The sequence below is a fragment of the Weissella sp. LMG 11983 genome, assembly GCF_025908495.1.
Lineage (GTDB): Bacteria > Bacillota > Bacilli > Lactobacillales > Lactobacillaceae > Weissella > Weissella fermenti.
The window spans coordinates 1,104,581-1,122,552 of the sequence record NZ_JAOZFD010000001.1; the positions used below are offsets into that span (position 1 = coordinate 1,104,581).

The 17,972-nt window shown below is 44.2% G+C and carries 16 protein-coding genes and 1 pseudogene; 10 read left to right on the forward strand and 7 right to left on the reverse strand.

The window, feature by feature from the left end; genetic code table 11:
- Positions 1 to 30: 30 nt before the first annotated feature.
- A pseudogene (locus tag OIT45_RS05800) lies at positions 31 to 1,394 on the forward strand (hemolysin family protein).
- A gap of 42 nt (positions 1,395 to 1,436) precedes the next feature.
- Here the strand turns inward: OIT45_RS05800 and OIT45_RS05805 are convergent.
- Complete coding sequence (locus OIT45_RS05805; protein ID WP_003610109.1) at positions 1,437 to 1,670, reverse strand: Veg family protein; 234 nt, start codon at positions 1,668 to 1,670, stop codon at positions 1,437 to 1,439.
- 421 nt (positions 1,671 to 2,091) lie between these two features.
- Here OIT45_RS05805 and OIT45_RS05810 point away from each other — a divergent pair, with 421 nt between their 5' ends.
- The 4 genes from OIT45_RS05810 to OIT45_RS05825 all read left to right on the forward strand — a co-directional run bounded on the left by OIT45_RS05810 (position 2,092) and on the right by OIT45_RS05825 (position 6,451).
- Positions 2,092 to 2,577 carry a deaminase gene (locus tag OIT45_RS05810; RefSeq protein ID WP_135798602.1) on the forward strand — a complete coding sequence of 162 codons (486 nt, stop codon included), beginning with the start codon at positions 2,092 to 2,094 and terminating at the stop codon, positions 2,575 to 2,577.
- Positions 2,578 to 2,589: 12 nt separating this feature from the next.
- On the forward strand, positions 2,590 to 3,546 hold the full coding sequence (locus OIT45_RS05815; RefSeq protein WP_161690985.1) for a thymidylate synthase: 957 nt from the start codon (positions 2,590 to 2,592) through the stop codon (positions 3,544 to 3,546).
- A gap of 203 nt (positions 3,547 to 3,749) precedes the next feature.
- Positions 3,750 to 5,036 carry an LCP family protein gene (locus OIT45_RS05820; RefSeq protein WP_199404524.1) on the forward strand — a complete coding sequence of 429 codons (1,287 nt, stop codon included), beginning with the start codon at positions 3,750 to 3,752 and terminating at the stop codon, positions 5,034 to 5,036.
- Positions 5,037 to 5,209: 173 nt separating this feature from the next.
- Positions 5,210 to 6,451 (forward strand): NupC/NupG family nucleoside CNT transporter, encoded by a 1,242-nt coding sequence (locus tag OIT45_RS05825; RefSeq protein ID WP_135798599.1) that lies wholly within the window; start codon positions 5,210 to 5,212, stop codon positions 6,449 to 6,451.
- 57 nt (positions 6,452 to 6,508) lie between these two features.
- Here OIT45_RS05825 and OIT45_RS05830 read toward each other — a convergent pair whose 3' ends face one another.
- Positions 6,509 to 6,769 (reverse strand): PspC domain-containing protein, encoded by a 261-nt coding sequence (locus OIT45_RS05830; protein WP_199404523.1) that lies wholly within the window; start codon positions 6,767 to 6,769, stop codon positions 6,509 to 6,511.
- Between the two features lie 124 nt (positions 6,770 to 6,893).
- Here OIT45_RS05830 and OIT45_RS05835 point away from each other — a divergent pair, with 124 nt between their 5' ends.
- The 4 genes from OIT45_RS05835 (at position 6,894) to OIT45_RS05850 (ending at position 9,661) form a co-directional block, all read left to right on the forward strand.
- Entirely contained in the window at positions 6,894 to 7,220 is a 327-nt protein-coding gene (locus tag OIT45_RS05835) for a PadR family transcriptional regulator (protein ID WP_003610101.1), read from the forward strand.
- Entirely contained in the window at positions 7,210 to 7,848 is a 639-nt protein-coding gene (locus tag OIT45_RS05840) for a DUF1700 domain-containing protein (RefSeq protein WP_199404522.1), read from the forward strand. The genes OIT45_RS05835 and OIT45_RS05840 overlap by 11 nt, the downstream gene beginning before the upstream one ends.
- Complete coding sequence (locus OIT45_RS05845; protein ID WP_135798596.1) at positions 7,841 to 8,722, forward strand: DUF4097 family beta strand repeat-containing protein; 882 nt, start codon at positions 7,841 to 7,843, stop codon at positions 8,720 to 8,722. The genes OIT45_RS05840 and OIT45_RS05845 overlap by 8 nt, the downstream gene beginning before the upstream one ends.
- A gap of 87 nt (positions 8,723 to 8,809) precedes the next feature.
- Positions 8,810 to 9,661: an undecaprenyl-diphosphate phosphatase gene (locus OIT45_RS05850; RefSeq protein ID WP_264339912.1), complete on the forward strand. Its 852-nt coding sequence runs from the start codon at positions 8,810 to 8,812 to the stop codon at positions 9,659 to 9,661.
- Positions 9,662 to 9,706: 45 nt separating this feature from the next.
- Here the strand turns inward: OIT45_RS05850 and OIT45_RS05855 are convergent, their stop codons facing one another.
- From OIT45_RS05855 to OIT45_RS05875, 5 genes are all read right to left on the reverse strand, one after another.
- Positions 9,707 to 10,141 (reverse strand): threonine/serine exporter family protein, encoded by a 435-nt coding sequence (locus OIT45_RS05855; RefSeq protein WP_199404521.1) that lies wholly within the window; start codon positions 10,139 to 10,141, stop codon positions 9,707 to 9,709.
- A 12-nt stretch (positions 10,142 to 10,153) separates the two neighbouring features.
- Positions 10,154 to 10,918 carry a threonine/serine exporter family protein gene (locus tag OIT45_RS05860; RefSeq protein WP_199404520.1) on the reverse strand — a complete coding sequence of 255 codons (765 nt, stop codon included), beginning with the start codon at positions 10,916 to 10,918 and terminating at the stop codon, positions 10,154 to 10,156.
- Positions 10,919 to 11,265: 347 nt separating this feature from the next.
- Positions 11,266 to 12,156 (reverse strand): YihY/virulence factor BrkB family protein, encoded by an 891-nt coding sequence (locus tag OIT45_RS05865; RefSeq protein WP_135798593.1) that lies wholly within the window; start codon positions 12,154 to 12,156, stop codon positions 11,266 to 11,268.
- 90 nt (positions 12,157 to 12,246) lie between these two features.
- Positions 12,247 to 13,632, reverse strand: a complete 1,386-nt coding sequence (locus OIT45_RS05870) for a sugar porter family MFS transporter (RefSeq protein ID WP_199404519.1) — start codon at positions 13,630 to 13,632, stop codon at positions 12,247 to 12,249.
- A 247-nt stretch (positions 13,633 to 13,879) separates the two neighbouring features.
- Complete coding sequence (locus OIT45_RS05875) at positions 13,880 to 15,568, reverse strand: glycoside hydrolase family 43 protein (protein WP_087044890.1); 1,689 nt, start codon at positions 15,566 to 15,568, stop codon at positions 13,880 to 13,882.
- Between the two features lie 678 nt (positions 15,569 to 16,246).
- Here OIT45_RS05875 and OIT45_RS05880 point away from each other — a divergent pair.
- The gene (locus tag OIT45_RS05880) at positions 16,247 to 17,713 is read left to right on the forward strand and encodes an MFS transporter (protein WP_199404518.1); all 1,467 of its coding nucleotides are present in this window, start codon (positions 16,247 to 16,249) and stop codon (positions 17,711 to 17,713) included.
- Positions 17,714 to 17,972: the final 259 nt, after the last annotated feature.

Consider the following 17,972-nt stretch of genomic DNA (forward strand, 5'->3'; position numbering starts at 1 on the left):
ATTTGTACTAAAAGAAAGTAGGGAAAAACATTGAGTGAAGGTGAGTTATTAATTTCGATTATTGTCATCATCCTAGTCCTATTGTTTGCGACGTTAGTTGCAGCTGAATTTGCCTTGGTTAAGGTGCGTAAAAGTGCCTTGATTGAGTTGCAAGAAGAACGTGAAAAGCCATCACGTCAAATTGCAACAGCTATCCACATGGTTGAAAACCTAAACGAGTATCTATCAACGACCCAAGTTGGTATTACGTTGGCTGGGTTGATTCTTGGTTGGATGGGTGAAGAGACAATTGCCCACTTGTTACTTGAAGGTGGCTTTTTGAAGGAAATGACGGGGGCGAGTGCTGGTGTCATTGCATCAGTGATTGCCTTGGTCTTCTTGACGTATGTTGAAGTGGTCTTCACGGAGTTGGTGCCAAAGAACGTGGCCATCGACTTCCCAGTGAAGGTGGCTTTGTTTGTCGCAACGCCATTGCGTCTCTTCCACGTTATCTTCTATCCATTTGTGTGGTTGTTGAACGTTTCAGCGACTGGTGTGACGCACTTGATGGGGATGAAACCAGCTAATGAAGGGGATGAGGTTTATTCAGAAGCCGAAATCCTAAGCTTGTCACGTACAGCCGCGCGCAGTGGTGAACTTGATGATGCTGATTATGTCTTTATGCAACGTGCCTTTGAAATGAATGACAAGGTAGCGGTTGATATTATGATTGACCGTACACAATTGGATGTCGTTGATATCACAATTCAGTGCACGATACCTTGCAACGCTACTTTGAAACGAAGCACTCTCGTTTCCCAGTCGTGGCTGACAATGATAAGGATAAGATTTTGGGATACGTCTTCAATTATGATTTGATGCGCCAAGCCCAAATTGATGACACGTTATCTGTTCGTAAGATTATCCGTCACATGCCAACAGTGCCTGAAAATATGCCAATTCAAGATGTTTTGCAAAAGATGATTGCGCGTCGTACGCCAATCGTTATCGTGAAGGATGAATACGGTGGAACGTCAGGTATCGTGACTGATAAGGACATCTACGAAGAGTTGTTTGGTTCAGTTCGTGATGAGATGGATGCGGTTGCTGATGATCTGGTTGAAAAGCTAGGTACTGATGAAGCTGGTAACATGCACTACAAGGTCTCTGGTAAGATGACGTTGTATGACTTTGAACGTTACTTCCATGTCGATATTCGTCCATTTGATGATTCTGACATGGTGACGCTGACTGGATACTTCTTGGATGAACATTCAGATACGTCAGCAGGCGATACTATCAAGGTACTTGATTTTGAAATTACGGCCCTTGATTTCAAGGATGCTTATATTAATGAATTTGAAGTTGTTCGTGTTGCGCCAACGACGGATGATGACATGACAATCGAAGAGTAAGAGAAAAGCCCCGATCCGCTGATGCGAATCGGGGCTTGTTTGTTAGGCGAAAGTAATCTCGATGTTATCCGTCAAGATATCCGTGTAGCTGAATGAGGCACGGTCGAACTCGTTACCTTCTTGCTTCAAGTCTAGGACGAATACTGAACGGAACGTCTCGCGTACAACGGCTTCGTGCTCGATGTTACGGTGACGGCTCTCGTGAGTAATCAAAGTAATTGGCTCACCAAGGTGATCGTCTAATTGTTGCTTAATTTCTGCTAATGCTGCAGGCATAAGAACTCCTTTCGTGAGGCTATCCTCACATCCAGCGACAAATGAAACCGCTGCGTAAACGAGCGCGTTTTAAAACGCGCTAAGATCATTTATAATTTTATCATAAAAAATGTAAATTCACAACGGAAAATAATATTGTGCACCTCTTTTTAATGAGAGAGTTTAGATGCGTGAAAAATTCCATTTTCTAAATGACATTGATTTGTTTCTGACTTTAACTTTCGGGCTTAAGGTCATTTGAGGTGGTTTCATTTATTAATATTCGTAACTTGCCGATTTTTGGTATCTGTTTATGATGCCGTGTTCGGCTAACGTGTAAAAATAGAATAAAATCACGTACGAACTTAAAAATCAAGATTTGAAACGTTCGATTTTGTCGGTTATTATAGTGATAACAAAAATAAATCTACGGGGAAGAGTAATGAAAGACGAACGAATTGGTTGGCCGGCGTACTTTATGATGCAAGCGGCCATGTTGGCATCGCGTAGTACTTGTACGCGACTACATGTCGGCGCTGTGGTTGTTAAAGATGGCCGTATTATTGCGAGTGGATATAATGGATCGGTCACGGGAACACCACACTGTACAGAAGTTGGGGATTTGATTGTTGATGGGCACTGCATTCGCGCGGTTCACGCGGAGCAAAACGCCTTGATGCAACTAGCAAAAATGGGGATTGCGGCAGAAGGTGCTGAGATTTACGTCACAGATTTTCCTTGCGTGCACTGCACGAAGTTTTTGTTACAAGCGGGCATTAAGAAGATTAACTACATCCGTAACTACAATAACGATGAGTTTGCGACGTCGTTAATCCAAGCCAAGGGTGTTGCACTGCAACAAGTGCCATTGACTGCTGCGGATGTTGCAATGATTAATTTTGATAAGTACGTAACTGAAAACAACTAAGGGGATAATGATATGAGTCGTAATGAACAAGCATATTTGGATATGGCACGTGAAGTGTTGGAAACGGGTAATGTGAAGGGTGATCGCACGGGGACTGGTACACGCTCGGTATTTGGCCGTCAATTACACTTTGATATGGCAGAAGGCTTTCCGTTGCTAACAACGAAACGCGTGCCGTTTGGTTTGATTAAGAGTGAATTGCTTTGGTTCTTGCAAGGTAATACTAATATTCGTTTCCTATTAGAGCACAACAATCACATTTGGGATGAATGGGCATTTAAAAATTGGATTGAATCTGATGAGTACACAGGGCCTGATATGACTGATTTTGGTCGCCGTGCTCTAGTAGATGATGAGTTCAAGGCTGCTTACGATGAGCAACACCAACTATTTGTTGACCGCATTTTGTCAGATGACGCCTTTGCTGATAAGTATGGCGAGTTGGGTGATGTTTACGGGGCGCAATGGCGTCACTGGCGTAAGGTACAAGGTGGCTTCATTGATCAAATCGATGATGTGGTGAACCAAATTAAGACGAACCCAAATTCACGTCGCTTGATTGTTAGTGCCTGGAACCCAGAAGACGTCCCATCACAAGCGTTGCCACCGTGCCACACGTTGTTCCAATTCTACGTGGCAGATGGCAAGCTGAGTTTGCAGCTTTACCAACGTTCAGCTGACATCTTCTTGGGTGTGCCATTCAATATTGCGTCGTATTCATTGTTGTTGCACATGGTGGCCGCGCAAACTGGTCTTGAAGCGGGCGAGTTCGTGCACACGTTTGGGGATGCGCACATCTACTCAAACCACGTTGACCAAGTGACTGAACAACTTTCGCGTGAAATGGCTGAGTTGCCAACGCTTGTGTTGAATCCGGATGTAACTTCAATTTTTGATTACACGATGGATGATATTAAGGTTGAAAACTATAAGCCAGCCAAGTCGATTAAGGCACCAGTTGCAGTTTAATGTTTGATTATGAAACAAGCGTAGTTAGTAAGAAGTGCTGACTATGCTTGTTTTTTGGTATAGAATAAATAAGTTACTATAAGCTTTTTTAAAGGTGGAGGCTTGTATAATGTCAAAGATACCGTTTTTGCGATATCTTGAGAATTATAAAAATTGGTATTAATCAGTATTAAACACTACTGGATTGAAGAGAGGAGTCGCTCATGGAAAATGAGCCGCAATCACGCACAGCGCGTCGTGAGGCCGAACGGTTGGCGAATAGTCACCAAAAAAAAGTTCGCGGTCCCCGCGGTCCTAAGCGTCCGAAAGATGGTCATAAATTTAAAGTTGCTCGCAATATTATCTTAGCGGTTATTGCAGTCCTAGTACTTGGGGTTGGAGCGGTTGCTGGAACGGTTTTTAACAACACGAAAAATGCGGTTAACAACGCCTTTCAGAGTGCGGGTGTTAAGAAGTCACGTGACGTGTCTGCAGTTCTAGCAGATGGAAAGCCATTCTCAATTTTGCTATTGGGAACTGATACTGGTGAGTTGGGACGAACAGATAAGGGTCGTACTGATTCATTGATGTTGGTAACGGTTAACCCAACGAAGGAAAAGGTAACGGTCATGTCATTGCCACGTGACTCTGTTATCGCCCCGGTTGGATTTGAAAGCCAATTCCCTCAAAAGTTGAATTCAGCTTATGAGTTTGGATCAGCCAAGACGACGATTAAGACGATTCAAGATTGGTTGAATGTGCCAATTGACTTCTATGCCCTTGTTAACATGGGTGCTCTAGAGAAGGTTGTTAATGAATTAGGCGGTATCAAGGTTGAGTCACCATTGACGTTTGATTACAACCCAGATACGGCGCACCAAGATCCAGGTAACCTATATAGCTTTACAGAAGGCTCATCTACATACACGCACACTGGTGAAGATGGTGTGACGCACACGTACCACAAGATGAATGGTGCAGCAGCGTTGGCCTTCTCTCGTATGCGTTACGATGACCCACGTGGAGACTACGGTCGTCAAGAACGTCAACGTTTGGTACTTGAAGCTATTGTTGAAAAAGCTAAGAGCAACCCAACTAAGTTGATTAACGCGAAGTTCTTGAACACGATTTCTGATTCAACGAACACTGATTTGACCTTTGATGATATGTTAACGGTTGCTTCAAAGTACAACAGTGCTGCTAAGACAATTAAGACTGATCACGCACAAGGTGTTAGTGTTGATTTGACTTCAGGTTCTTCTGAGTTGATCACACCAGACGAAAAGCAACGTGTCACAAACGTGTTGCGTAAGTCACTTGGTTTGAAGGAAGCTGATACTGGTACGATGTTTGGTGGTGAAGTTAGCTCAGCAACGATTGCAGCTAACGGGTTGACATCATATGTTTACAACAGTTCTTCTGAAACATCTGACACGACTTCAGAATATGGCAGCACGACAGATGATGGTACCGGAACTTACGGAGCCGACTACTATTCATACGCGCAATAATGTTTATCAGAACGCATCTACTTGTAAAAGTAGGTGTGTTTTTTTGTGGATATTGCAGGTTAAACGTTTAACTGAATTTACATTAAGGGTAAATCGTTTAACAAGTCGCTTACTTTTGATACACTTAAGCTTGTTAAGTTGTTTTACATAAATACCCCTCAAGGAGAGTAGCGATGCTATTGTTAATGAACATCCTTGGAATTTTTGTATTCCTAGGGGTGGCATATTTATTTTCTCGTGATCGCAAGCACATCCACTGGCGTTCAGTTGGTGTAATCTTGATCATCCAATTATTGTTGGCTTGGTTCTTCACGAGTTTCACGATTGGTCGAGACGCTGTCTTGGCTGCAGCAAACGGTTTCCAATGGTTGACCAGTGCAGCCTTTGACGGAATTTCATTTGCGTTACCTGATTGGGTAAAGCCAGCATCAGGTTCAATGAACTTTGTCACGTCAGCTGTGTTGCCAATCATTGTTATCATTCCGATGTTTGACATTTTGACATACCTTGGTGTTTTGCCATGGTTGGTTAAGTGGGTTGGACGTGGCTTGTCATTTTTGACAGGTCAACCAAAGTTCGAATCATTTTTCTCAGTTGAAATGATGTTCTTGGGAACGACAGAAGTGTTGGCCGTTTCTAAGCTACAATTGCAACAAATGAATGCGAAGCGTAATTTGACGGTTGCCATGATGTCAATGAGTACGGTTACGGCAGCGATTGTTGGTTCATACGTCGGTATGATGCCTGGTCAATACGTTTTGACGGCAATTCCGTTGAACATTTTGAGTGCAATTATGATGACGACGATTTTGAATCCGGTTGAAGTACCGGAAGAGGAAGATGTTATTGCGGTGTTGAACCACGAAGAAACATTGGATAACGGTAAGACGCAACGCCAACCGTTCTTTGCTTTCTTGGGTGATTCTATCCAAGGTGCTGGTTTGGTCGCAGTTATTATCGTCGCAACGGTTATTGCCTTCGTTGGATTGGCAGCATTGATTGATAACTTGTTGTCATTGACGACGTTGCCATGGTTGTCATTGGAGAATATCTTCGGTGTTATCATGTTCCCATTTGCTTGGTTGTTAGGATTCAATGTGAACGATGCCTTCCAAATCGCGCAATACATGGGAACGAAGCTTGTAACGAACGAATTCGTTGTCATGGGAGAAGTGTCAAAGGACGTGCTACACCACACGGGAATGTTTGCTTCGGCTCACGCTCGTGCTGTGTTGACGGTCTTCGTAACGAGTTTCGCAAACTTTGGTACGTTGGGTATGATTATCGGATCATACAAGAGTTTGGTTAACCGTGAAAAGGCTGATTTGATTGCGGCTAATGTGCCATTGATCTTGGTTTCAGGTATCTTGGTATCATTGATGTCAGCTGCAATGGTTGGTTTGTTTAGTTGGTAAGATAGATATAAAAAGCGCCGGTTAGGATTTTCGTCCTAGCCGGCGCTTTGTTTTGTATTAGATATCGTCATCGTAACGGTGTGGTGTCACGTCCTTGCGATCATCGTTGTCACGGTACTCGTAGCGATTGTGGCTTGATGGTTCAGGCATCACAACAGCTGCAACAATGTACAAAATAACTAGTGGGAAGAAGAAGAAAGCGACGGTTGCAAAAATAATGCGAAGCAATGTCGCGTCGATTCCGAAAAACTCGGCGAAACCACCGATGACACCGCTGATGACCTTATCACGAGACTTCGTTAATTGCTTTTTTGCCATAATAGATACCCCTCTTAAATGCTATTAGAACTGGTTGTACGGCGTTTGCCTTTACAACGCTAGCATTCTTTCTTATACTGAGAGTATATTATATGAGTTATAGTATTGTAAAGGAAAATGAATTATGGCGATGCAATTATCCAGTGATTTAATGGATGGGTTAGTATTGGCGTTGCTTTCTGACGAAGATTTGTATGGCTATGCGTTGACGAAACAGGTCCAAGAGCGTTTTGCGGTTTCTGAATCAACGATGTATCCAGTCTTGCGCCGTCTAAAGTCTAAGGGCTGGGTGACGACGTACGATGAACCTTTTGAAGGGCGTAATCGCCGATATTATAAAATTTCCGATGAAGGACGCTCTGAAGTGGTGCGAATCCAGGACGAGTGGCGGACATTCAGCGGCAATGTTAATGAAATTATGATGGCGGAGAGGGGAGACAATGGAGAATAACATTTACTTCACACAACTGCGCGGACATTTATTTGGTCTGACAGAAGATGAACGAGATGATGTTTTGGCGTTTTATCGTGAGTACGCGGCGGATGCGGGACTTAGTGGTGAAAAGCTAATTGCTGAGTTCGGGACACCTAAGCAACTGGCCCGCCGTGTCTTGGTGGATTATTCAATCCGCTATGATGATGTGGCTGATCAAGAGGCGCCAGATGAAGGTAGTTCGGCCACGAAGCAATTCAAGTCACGCATTCAGCGTCAACTAAACCTGTTGTGGGTGGTTATTGTTGGCCTGGTGACATCAGTTGTTTGGATTCCGGCCATTATTGCCATTTTGTTGGGCTTGTTCGGCGTTGTCTTGGTAGCTGTGGCAGTGATTATTATTTTGCTTTGGTTGCTCTTTACGGGGCTTTTCCAAGTTGTTGGTGCGCTTGCGATTGCTGGGCAAAGCTGGCAAACAGCCTTATTCCAAGGTGGCCTAGGTTTGATTTGGATTGGCTTGCAATTCATTGCCTGGCCAATTGGCTTTGTGGTTGTCCGTACGGTATTCCGTGCCTTGATGAACTTCGTCAAGTATATCGGCCGTCGCTTTACGCGTAAGCCACAAGGAGGTGTGAAGCATGCCTAAGATGTTACGCATTATCATTCTCGGTTTTGCCGTCGCTGCTCTTGGTATCATGTTGTCGGTGATTGGTTACGTCAATGGCGGCCAAAATAGCTTGGTTTGGCGCGACGGACATTTTGTCTTACCGCAGGAGAAAGCAATCAATCAAAAATTCGATACAATCAAGACAATTGACGCCACAGCGGTTGAACTAGATGTTCATGTTGTTGCGACTGATAAGGATGAGTATCGTGTGAAGGGAACGGTTGGGGATGCCACGCAGCTTAGCCTTACGAACAAGGACGGGGCGTTGCACATCCGTTATACTGGGACACAAAAAGATAAGTATCGGGTTGGCTTTAACAAGCGCGTTGAACACGTTTTAACGGTTTATGTGCCAAAGAAGACGGCAATGAAGTATATTCACATTCGTAACTATTCCGGTTCTGCATCGTTACATGATATTGAAACGAAGAATTTGACGTTGAATAACACGTACGGATTGGTAACACTTAGTGGTGTGAAGTCACCTGAGACGACGATGAATCTCGCTGATTCACAATTCTCAGCTAAGCAAGCAACACTTGGTAAGGCGTTTGTTTCAGCATCTGATACCGATATGCAACTGAAGGATGTTGTGATGAATGACGGAGTTGTGCAGTTGAATTCTGGTAATTTAACCGTCCAAAACGCGCAATTGACTGGCGTAAATGCTTGGACGTTACGTGAAGGTAATTTGGATGTGACGAACATGCCAGTGCCTGGTTTGCAGATTCAATCTAATAATGGTGACATTAAGATTCAAGGTAACCGCTTTGTTGGTAGCTACAGCCGTGATGAATCAGCAACCGATCGTCTTAACGTTGTGACGACCGATGGTGATACTATTTTCAATTAATCATTAAAGAAGTCCCTAAGGAATTAGGCGATTTGAGGTTGGTTTGGTAAAGTAGTACTGTTGATATTTAAAAATAAGGAGCAGCATATGCTTGATTTGTTGAAGTCTCTAGTGATTGGTATTGTCGAAGGATTGACTGAATTCTTGCCAGTATCATCAACAGGACACATTATTATTGCTAAATCATTGATGAACATCCCAGGTGGTTCAGTTTGGACGAAGAGTTTTACAGCGATGTTTGACTACGCAATTCAATTGGGGGCGATTTTCGCGGTTATCCAATTGTACTTCCACAAGTTGAACCCATTCGCGCCATCAAAGTCTACGATTGAAAAGAAGCAAACGTGGACTTTGTGGTTCAAGGTTATCGTCGGTGTGTTGCCTGCCGTTGTGGCTGGTTTGGCGCTTAACGATTACATGGATGCACACTGGTTGAACGCTTGGGTTGTGGCATCAATGTTGATCATCTACGGTATTTTGTTCATTGTCGTTGAGCGTTACTTGGCTAACAAGGATGCTTGGTTGACGGATTTGAACACAATGACGTTCAAGATGGCCTTGTTCATTGGTTTGTTCCAAGTGCTTTCAATCGTGCCTGGAACATCACGTTCAGGGGCGACCATCTTGGGTGCCTTGATCTTGGGTGCGTCACGTTTCGTGGCTGCTGAGTTCTCATTCTTTATGAGTATTCCAGTTATGTTTGGTGTGACAATCTTGAAGGTTGGTAAGTACCTTCTTGATGGTGGTAGCTTCACGGGCGCACAAGCTGGTGTTATGGCAGTTGGATTCATCGTTTCATGGATTGTGGCTTACTTTGCCATTAAGGTGATGATGAACTACATCAAGAACAATGACTTCAAGGTCTTTGGATACTACCGAATTGTTGTCGGTATTGTTGTCTTGGCTTTGGGAACAGCTGGCATGCTTACGATGCACTAAACTGGTAAATTAAAACGGCTTGGATTTTTGAATCCAAGCCGTTTTTTAGTGTTGTCGATAACGTTTTACTTGGCGGACGACGACCTCAGATAGAACGAAGCCAACTGCCAAAGCGACCGCGATTGTCAGGGTTGTGATGACGCCTTCTTGTGCCAAGGCGTAATGGCCAAGTGAGAAGTTCTTCATCGCCAAATAGATGGTGCCGCCGGGAACTAGTGACACTAGGCTGGGGATGTAAATCATGTTGACTGGTACGCGGTATTTAACGGCGAAGATGTTTCCGAGTAAACCGATAATAATCGCCGCAACCATATTGGCAATAAAGACATTGTCTTGTGCATAGCCGTACGCGATGTACCCGCTCCAGGCAAGGGCACCGGTTAAACCAGCGACGGGTAATGCACGGCGGGGGATGTTCGTAATGATGCCGAACCCGACTGTCGAAACGAAGCTAATCAGAAAATGAATGATTAATTGCATATTGATTACCTCCTATAATGACGTGCCAAAATGGACGAGGGTCGCGGCTAAGACGACACCGCCACCGATAGCAGCAGCGATTAATAAGGCATCCAAAGCGCGAACTGTACCAGAAATCATATGGCCAGCCATAATCTCACGCAGTGAATTTGTGAGCGCGACACCGGGCACTAATGGCATAACCGAACTGACGATGATGTTCTCGGCGTTTGTGCCAAGGTGAGCGGCGATTAACAGCCAAGCCAACAACGAAATTGTAAAGCCACCGGCGACTTCTTTGGCATAAGGCGTCGCGGTTGCTTTGCGGCCAACGTATTGGGCGACTAGATAACCGGCAATTCCGACGAAGAAAGCAAGCGCTAAATCTGGCCAGGTTGCCTTGAAAACTAACATGGGGGCAACTGATACTAAACCAGCACCGATAATCTTGGTAGGCCAGTTAAAATCAATTGCATATTCATCGATTGCGTTAACCTGTTGTGTGACATCGTCAAAATCGACGTCGCCGGCAACGAATTGACGTGAAAGTTGGTTAATTTCATCAACCTTTTGCAGGTTAAAACTGCCGAGTTTTGTCTTGGTGAGCTGAGTAGTTGGTTGATCAGCAAGTGACACAAAGACTGCCGTTAGCGTGACGTAGCAAGACACGTTGACGCCGGCCGTCTTACCGATGATTTCAACAGTCTCTTCGATGCGAGGAGTCTCCGCGCCGCTTTCTAATAGGATGCGTCCAGCCTGCGCACAGGTCTGTAGAACGCGTTGCTCGTATGTGTTCATGGTTTTGCACGTCCCCAAAGTGTTTTAGTCTTGTCTTGATTTTACTGGAAAAAAGCGCAAAACAAAACCGCCTATGTTGGTTAGGCATAGGCGGTTTCGGAGTCTAGTCCGAAGACGACTCTTTTTCCTAACGATACGTTGGTTAGGCGCATCGTTACCATAGGTGGTTAATCCATGGTAAATAGGTATTCTTAAGGAGTAGGTTGTAGGTTGGTTAGACCTACGTGCCGAGCTGATTAGACTCGGCGATATGAGTAAGTTGCTGTCTCAAATGTTAAATGGAAACGTTTTCCTCTTTAACAAATATTATAATAACGCGCAAAAATGAATTATACAATAAATAACTCTTAACTTTTTCCATTATTTCGGATAATTTTCCGGTGCAAGTGCTTCAAAATGGCTTTCTTATCACGTTTTGAAGGGAAAAGTTCCTCTAAACTTGCTGTGACAATTGTACCAATCAGGGCAGCCATGGCAATGAAATTAATCCAGAGTAACACGATGATGGCCGAACTAAGTGCTTGGTAAAATGTGTAGGCTTGTGAAGCTAGGTTCACGTACCATCCAAAGATTTTCGTTAACCACAAAACGAGCGCAACTTGAATGATGGTACCAGTTAAGGCCCATTGTAAACGAGGCTTTTTGACCGGTAATACCCAGTTGAAGAGCGCAGCGCCGATAAACAATCCAGTCGCGACAACCGGCAACTTGGCTGATTCAATTTGACGCACGATATGACTGCTGATTGGCAACGCTTCGAGAACGTTCGAGCCAACCGAGGCAATCAAAATGAGGACGCCCATAATGCCAAGCACTAAAATCATCCACGCCATTGAAATGAAGCGGTCGATGATGGCGATATTCTTTGGTTGCACACCGTAGATGCCGTTTTGAGCGGTACGGATTGAAGCGACCACACGCGAGAGCGACCAAAGTGTAATCACAATTGATGCAGACAAAACGCCAACACCATTATGTCCGAGAATCGACTCAATGATTGGTCGTACAAACCCGTAAACGGATTTTGGCACGGCCCACTGTACGTAACTGAGGGCTGTGGTAATCGTTAGCCCAAAGTAAGGCAACAGGGTCGCAATGATGATAATCGCTGGGAAAATCGACAATAGTCCAAAGTAAGCAACCGAAGAACTAGCCGTTACGATATCGACACGCATCGAAACGTCAATGATGGTTTTGACATAGCGGTTATTGAAGATGGCATGTAGTGCTTTTTTCAAACTCGGTTACTCCTTTCGACACTGATAGTATTTATTTTAACAAAATAAACCGGTATCAGTTAGTACTGATACCGGTTTTATTGATAGTAATTAGTGTTGAATCATCGCACCGTGTGGGACAGCACCAGTGGCAGAGTCCTTAGCGCGTTGGTGAAGCATGCTCTCAATTTCTTCAAGTGAACGACCACGTGTTTCGAAAACGAAGTGCTTTACGAACAATGACCCAAGCACACACATAATGGCAAAAGCACCGAAGATTATTGGCATTGAGAAGTGTTCCAACAAAACGGGGAACATCAACGATACAAGCAGGTTCGCCCCCCAGTTAATCAATGATGAGAAACCAACTCCGACACCACGGACAGACAATGGGAAGACTTCACCAATCATGGTCCACATAATTGGGCCCCAAGTTGCACAGAAGAAGATAAGGTAGAAGGCCATCGCAACAATTGTGACGTATGACATGATACCTGTAACAGATAGGCTAGTTAAGATAGACAACGCAATCAATGAAACGGCCATACCGAAGCCCCCGATTAATAGCCACTCCTTGCGACCACGAGTTTCCATCACACGAACGGCCCAGGCAGTGATCAAGACGTTGACAGTTCCAAGACCAACAGTTCCCATTAGTGAGGCGCTATCACCCATGCCAATGGTCTTAAAAATAGTTGGGGCATAGTACAAAACCCTATTGATACCCATGAATTGTTGGAAGATAGCCATACCGACACCGATAATTAAGGCAGGACGAACGAACTTTGAGAACAATTCCTTGAAGCCGCCAAGCTTGACGTCTTTAGCGTTTTCCATTTCAGCCAATTCAGCCTTAGCCTCTTCAGGCGTGCGAAGCATGTTCAAAACTTGCAACGCTTCATCGAATTTCTTAATACGACCTAGGTAACGAGGAGACTCAGGCAAGAAAATACCACCGATGAATAGGATAGCTGATGGTAGGGCAGCGAACCCAAGCATCCAGCGCCATGAAACGGTATGTGCTAGGCCAGAGAATCCAAGGTTAACCAAGTACGCCATCAAAATTCCCGTCATAACCATCAACTGGTTAAGTGAGGTTAGTGAACCGCGCATTTTAGCAGGCGCAACTTCGGCTAAGTAGGTTGGTACAAGGGCTGAGGCACCACCAACGGCAACACCAAGAACGACACGGCTAGCAACCAAAACACCAAAGTCAGGTGAAAAGGCTGAACCTAGCGATCCAATGAAGAAAATCAAAGCTGCAACCATGACCATCTTCTTACGACCGAAGCGATCTGACAGAGGGCCGATTGACATGGCACCAATCATAGCGCCAAGCAAAACTGATGAGACGACGATTCCTTCTTCCAAGGCGTTTAGGCCAAGGGTGCGTTGAACGTAGAGAATGGCACCTGAGATAACCCCAGTGTCATAACCAAATAAGAGACCACCTAGGGCTCCAAAAAAATAAATTAAACGAGGTGAGATTTTACGCATGATTTGCATACTCGCTTTCCCAAAGATAATTTCTAGATTAACGTTACTTTTTTCACTATTTATGAAAACGGTAACAACTCAATCAACATTAACAACTATACGCTTACTAAAAGGAATTGTTAATAGTGATTGTTATTTTTTTCACAAAAAGTGTGCGAATTGCGCCACAAAATATGTCTGATGAAGGCCAAAAGCACGCAAAAAACGCCTAACAGAAAATCTGTTAGGCGTTTTGGTTATTCAGATATTAGCCGAAGCGTGACTCTGAAGCTTCCCATGAGTATGATCCGTCTTCAAGTTGCTTGTCGCCAAGTTCCTTGTAGTCGAAGTAGTCGAATTCAGCAGTAGTGTCGTAACCTGAGTAGTCGACAGCTGCCAAACCAACGTAAGCACCCGTGAAGAATCCACCGTATGATTGTACAACGTAGTCATCTGACAAGACTGCGGCGTCCAATACAACTGGTACTTCAGTCCAGTCAGTACCGTTGAATGAGTACTCGTACGTGTATGATTCCTTACGAACCTTCGTCTTGAACCATACGTATTCAGTACCTTCAGGGATTACGATAGCATCGTCCTTCAAGTATGACGTGTAAGTTCCGTTACGTTGTCCACCCTTGTTCTCGGCAACTTCGATTACGCTTTGACCTTCGTCGTTCTTCGTAATGAAGATCCATGACCAGTGTGAGTGGTTGTAGTAGTTCGTCAAACCAGCCATTGATTGGTATGAGAATGGGTTGAACTTAACCTTAGTTTCAGCATCGAAGTAGAATGCTTGCCAACGACGAGCAATCAATGACAAGTCGTGGTAGTTAACCAATGATCCGCGACCGATCAACTTCAATGAACCGTCACCAGTTGAACCGAACTCTTCTGAGAATGGCACACGCAACGTGTTCCAATTCATGTCCAACTTAGCGTCAGTAAACTCATCGTGTTGTGAGTGGTCAGCAGGGGCTTCAGTCAAGATAGCGTCCTTAGGAGCTTCAACGAACGTTTGTCCACCGTGTCCACCAACAACGCGTGGCCAACCAGCTTCGTCCCATTCAACCTTTTGGATTGACGTCTCACGTCCCAAAGTTGACCATCCACGTGGGTCAGTTGATGACTCAGTCTCGTGGTTCCATGGACGAGCAGTCAATGATGCGTAGTACCACTCACCACCTGGTGTGTCGACCAAAGCACCGTGACCTTGCTTTTGTAAGTAAGTGTATGGTGTGTCGAAGTTCGTCAAGAATGGACCATCAGGCTCAACAACGAATGACTTCTCATCCAAGCTCTTTGAACGAGCAACAACTTCTTGGTGAGTGAAGACAGTTCCACCTTCAGCAGCGAATAGGTAGTATTCACCGTTGATCTTGTACAAGTGAGGACCTTCAACCAACTTAACGTCAGTTCCTTCGAAGATCGTGCGAGCCGTTTCTGGCTTCAACTTCATCGTATCAGTATCAAATTCAGTCAACGTAATACCATCAAATGGGTGGTGGTATTCACGGTGATCCCAAGTTTGTTGTACCAAGTACTTGCGACCATCTTCATCGTGGAACAATGAAGCGTCGAAACCAACTCCGTTAACACGGATAGGTGCTGACCAAGGACCTTCGATGTTCTCGGCAGTCGTCAAGTAGTTCGTCATATCCTTGAAGGCACCGTCAGTGATCTTAACGTCAGTGTAGATCAACCAGAACTTGCCGTCTGCGTATGACAAGTCAGGGGCCCAGATACCACCTGATGAAGGGTTACCCTTCATGTCCAAAAGTTCAACAGTATCAAGAACGTTCGTTACCAAGTTCCAGTGAACCATGTCCTTTGATGCGTGAATGCGGACACCAGGGAACCATTCGAAAGTTGACGTTGCAATGTAGTACGTGTCTTCAACACGGATGATTGATGGATCTGAGTTGAATCCAGGCAATACAGGATTTTGAATTTGCATTGTGAGATGCTCCTTGTGAGATATAGTGTGTATGTGTCCCGATACGTGTGAGAGTCGGGCAGCAACGCAGTTCGTGAGATGCGCTGTCTAAAAGTTTCAATCACTGATTAAGGCTTTTAGACAGCGGACTTTAACCATAATGTTAAGGTCTGAACAACTCCGTGAAAACGTTACCATTTACTTTGTAGTCATAATATAACACAGTTAGTTTTCTAAGACAACCAACTATTTGCACGGGACTTCACAAGTTCTGGATCTGGGTGCATTACAGGTGGTTGTCCACAGTAAAATAATAGTGATTCTCGGTTTTCTTCCTATATAATGAGAACTATTATAATGCCATTGCCTTATAAACGGCGATTAGTCTTAGAAAACGGATTAAAACATTTTATCCACGATATAGACACGAGTTTAATGGTAAGTTTTGTTTTCAGGAGCCGATTACTTACCGAATCCCAGTAGAGAGATTGTTAAAAACATCACTAATGTGTTAGCGTTTTCAAAACCCGTTATGTTGCGATGTGCCTATTTGGTACACGTTATATGTGAACGGAAAAACTATTTTTACCTAAGTTGGTTGCGCACGAAAACTAACTGTGTTATTGTTAGCTTGTTGAAAAATGAATGCGATTTCATTTTGAAGGTATTTTGTCTTTTATTAAGAAGGGGTTAGAGTTTATGGCTGCTGATGTCAAAAACAACGAGTACGCCAAGTTAACGACCGCAGAACGTGTCGGATACGGACTTGGTGACTTTGCTCAAAACTTGGTTTTCGGAACTGTTGGTGGTTTCCTAGCTGTTTACATGCTACAAATCAACGCACTTCCTGCATTTATGGGAACGACATTGTTCCTTTTGGTTCGTGCGCTTAACGCCGTTACTGATCCATTGATTGGTACGTTCGTTGACAAGCACATGTTTAAGGGTGGCGACAAGTACCGTCCTTGGTTGATGATTGCCGGTGTGCCATTGATGATTATGGCTGCCTTGCAATTCTTCCCAGCGTCATGGGCTTACCAAAACGCTTGGTGGGCAGGTATCTCATATGCTTTGACGGCTGTGATTTACTCATTCGTTAACATTCCTTACGGATCATTGAACGCTTCAATGACGCGTGACCCAGACGAAATTGACAAGTTGACGTCAACTCGTATGATGTTGGCTAACATTGCCAACTTGTTGGTTTACACGTTGTTCCCAATGTTGCTTCAAATGGCTGCACCTGCTGCCCGCGAAATGAAGGACACTGGATTGTTCGGTTTGAAGTTGGAAATGGGTGACTACTTGGCTCGTTCAGCTGGACCTGCTTGGTTCCGCACTTGGGCTATCTACGGTGCAATTGGTGCCGTAGCCTTGGTTATCACGTACTTCGTAACGAAGGAACGTATCAAGACGACTAAGGAAGCTTCAGACGACGTTAAGGTTGCTGACTTGTGGTTGTCATTTAAGGCAAACAAGCCATTGCAAATCTTGGCATTGTTCTTCTTCTTGTCATTCTTGTTGATGTTCTTCCAAAACACTGTGTTCTCATTGTTTGTTCAATTTAACACGGGTCACTCAGAGTGGATGGGTGCTATCGGTTTGATCGCTTCAATCCCTGGTATCTTCTTCCCAGCTCTATGGCCAAAGTTCCGTAACGTATTCGGAAAGAAGGGATTCTTCTACTTCTTCTTCGGAATGTTCATCGTTGGAACGTTGTTGTTGTGGGTATGGACTTGGAAGGGTATGCACGACAACTTGGCATTGGCCTACGTTGCTCGTTTCATCCACCAATTCGGTATCACGTCAGCTACTGGATTCATGTGGGCTTTGGTTCCTGAAGTTGTTAACCACGGTGAGTTGGTAACTGGAAAGCGTGAAGCTGGACAAATCAACGCCATCATGGGATTGGCCTTCAAGTTTGGTATTACGATTGCTTCATTCGCTATGACTGTTATCGGTGTCTTCGGTTACAAGTCAGGTGCAACGGTGCAAACTGCTGCCGCACAACAAGGTATCAACGTTGCCATGGTATGGATTCCTATCGTGCTTGCTTTGGTTGCAATGTTCGTTATGGCTCGTTACCCATTGACTGAAATGGCAGTTAAGGAAAACAACGAGAAGCTTGACGCACGTCGCGCAAACATCATTGATTCAGAGTTGTAATTCATGACAATTTAAGCAGCTGCGGTAAAACGTAACTGGATGATCAAAACAGGTATAGGTCTTCAACGGCTTATACCTGTTTTTCGTTTAGTTGTCCGATAAATTTGGCTGGGTGTTTAGATTTGTCAAAAAGTATTGCCAGATTAGCCACTTTTTTCAATTAAAATAAAGGGTGTTTCATTGAGGGGTTGTAAAAACCTGTATAATAATTTAGACAAAATAAAAAAATAACGACGATTAAAACGTATCTATATGGTAT

What these genes read in the sequence shown, in the direction of transcription:
- OIT45_RS05835 (WP_003610101.1), top strand. Translation starts at nt 6,894, where the DNA reads ATGGCGATGCAATTATCCAGTGATTTAATGGATGGGTTAGTATTGGCG.
- OIT45_RS05850 (WP_264339912.1), top strand. Translation starts at nt 8,810, where the DNA reads ATGCTTGATTTGTTGAAGTCTCTAGTGATTGGTATTGTCGAAGGATTG.
- OIT45_RS05860 (WP_199404520.1), bottom strand. Translation starts at nt 10,918, where the DNA reads ATGAACACATACGAGCAACGCGTTCTACAGACCTGTGCGCAGGCTGGA.
- OIT45_RS05870 (WP_199404519.1), bottom strand. Translation starts at nt 13,632, where the DNA reads ATGCGTAAAATCTCACCTCGTTTAATTTATTTTTTTGGAGCCCTAGGT.
- OIT45_RS05810 (WP_135798602.1), top strand. Translation starts at nt 2,092, where the DNA reads ATGAAAGACGAACGAATTGGTTGGCCGGCGTACTTTATGATGCAAGCG.
- OIT45_RS05840 (WP_199404522.1), top strand. Translation starts at nt 7,210, where the DNA reads ATGGAGAATAACATTTACTTCACACAACTGCGCGGACATTTATTTGGT.
- OIT45_RS05815 (WP_161690985.1), top strand. Translation starts at nt 2,590, where the DNA reads ATGAGTCGTAATGAACAAGCATATTTGGATATGGCACGTGAAGTGTTG.
- OIT45_RS05845 (WP_135798596.1), top strand. Translation starts at nt 7,841, where the DNA reads ATGCCTAAGATGTTACGCATTATCATTCTCGGTTTTGCCGTCGCTGCT.
- OIT45_RS05830 (WP_199404523.1), bottom strand. Translation starts at nt 6,769, where the DNA reads ATGGCAAAAAAGCAATTAACGAAGTCTCGTGATAAGGTCATCAGCGGT.
- OIT45_RS05855 (WP_199404521.1), bottom strand. Translation starts at nt 10,141, where the DNA reads ATGCAATTAATCATTCATTTTCTGATTAGCTTCGTTTCGACAGTCGGG.
- OIT45_RS05820 (WP_199404524.1), top strand. Translation starts at nt 3,750, where the DNA reads ATGGAAAATGAGCCGCAATCACGCACAGCGCGTCGTGAGGCCGAACGG.
- OIT45_RS05805 (WP_003610109.1), bottom strand. Translation starts at nt 1,670, where the DNA reads ATGCCTGCAGCATTAGCAGAAATTAAGCAACAATTAGACGATCACCTT.
- OIT45_RS05880 (WP_199404518.1), top strand. Translation starts at nt 16,247, where the DNA reads ATGGCTGCTGATGTCAAAAACAACGAGTACGCCAAGTTAACGACCGCA.
- OIT45_RS05875 (WP_087044890.1), bottom strand. Translation starts at nt 15,568, where the DNA reads ATGCAAATTCAAAATCCTGTATTGCCTGGATTCAACTCAGATCCATCA.
- OIT45_RS05825 (WP_135798599.1), top strand. Translation starts at nt 5,210, where the DNA reads ATGCTATTGTTAATGAACATCCTTGGAATTTTTGTATTCCTAGGGGTG.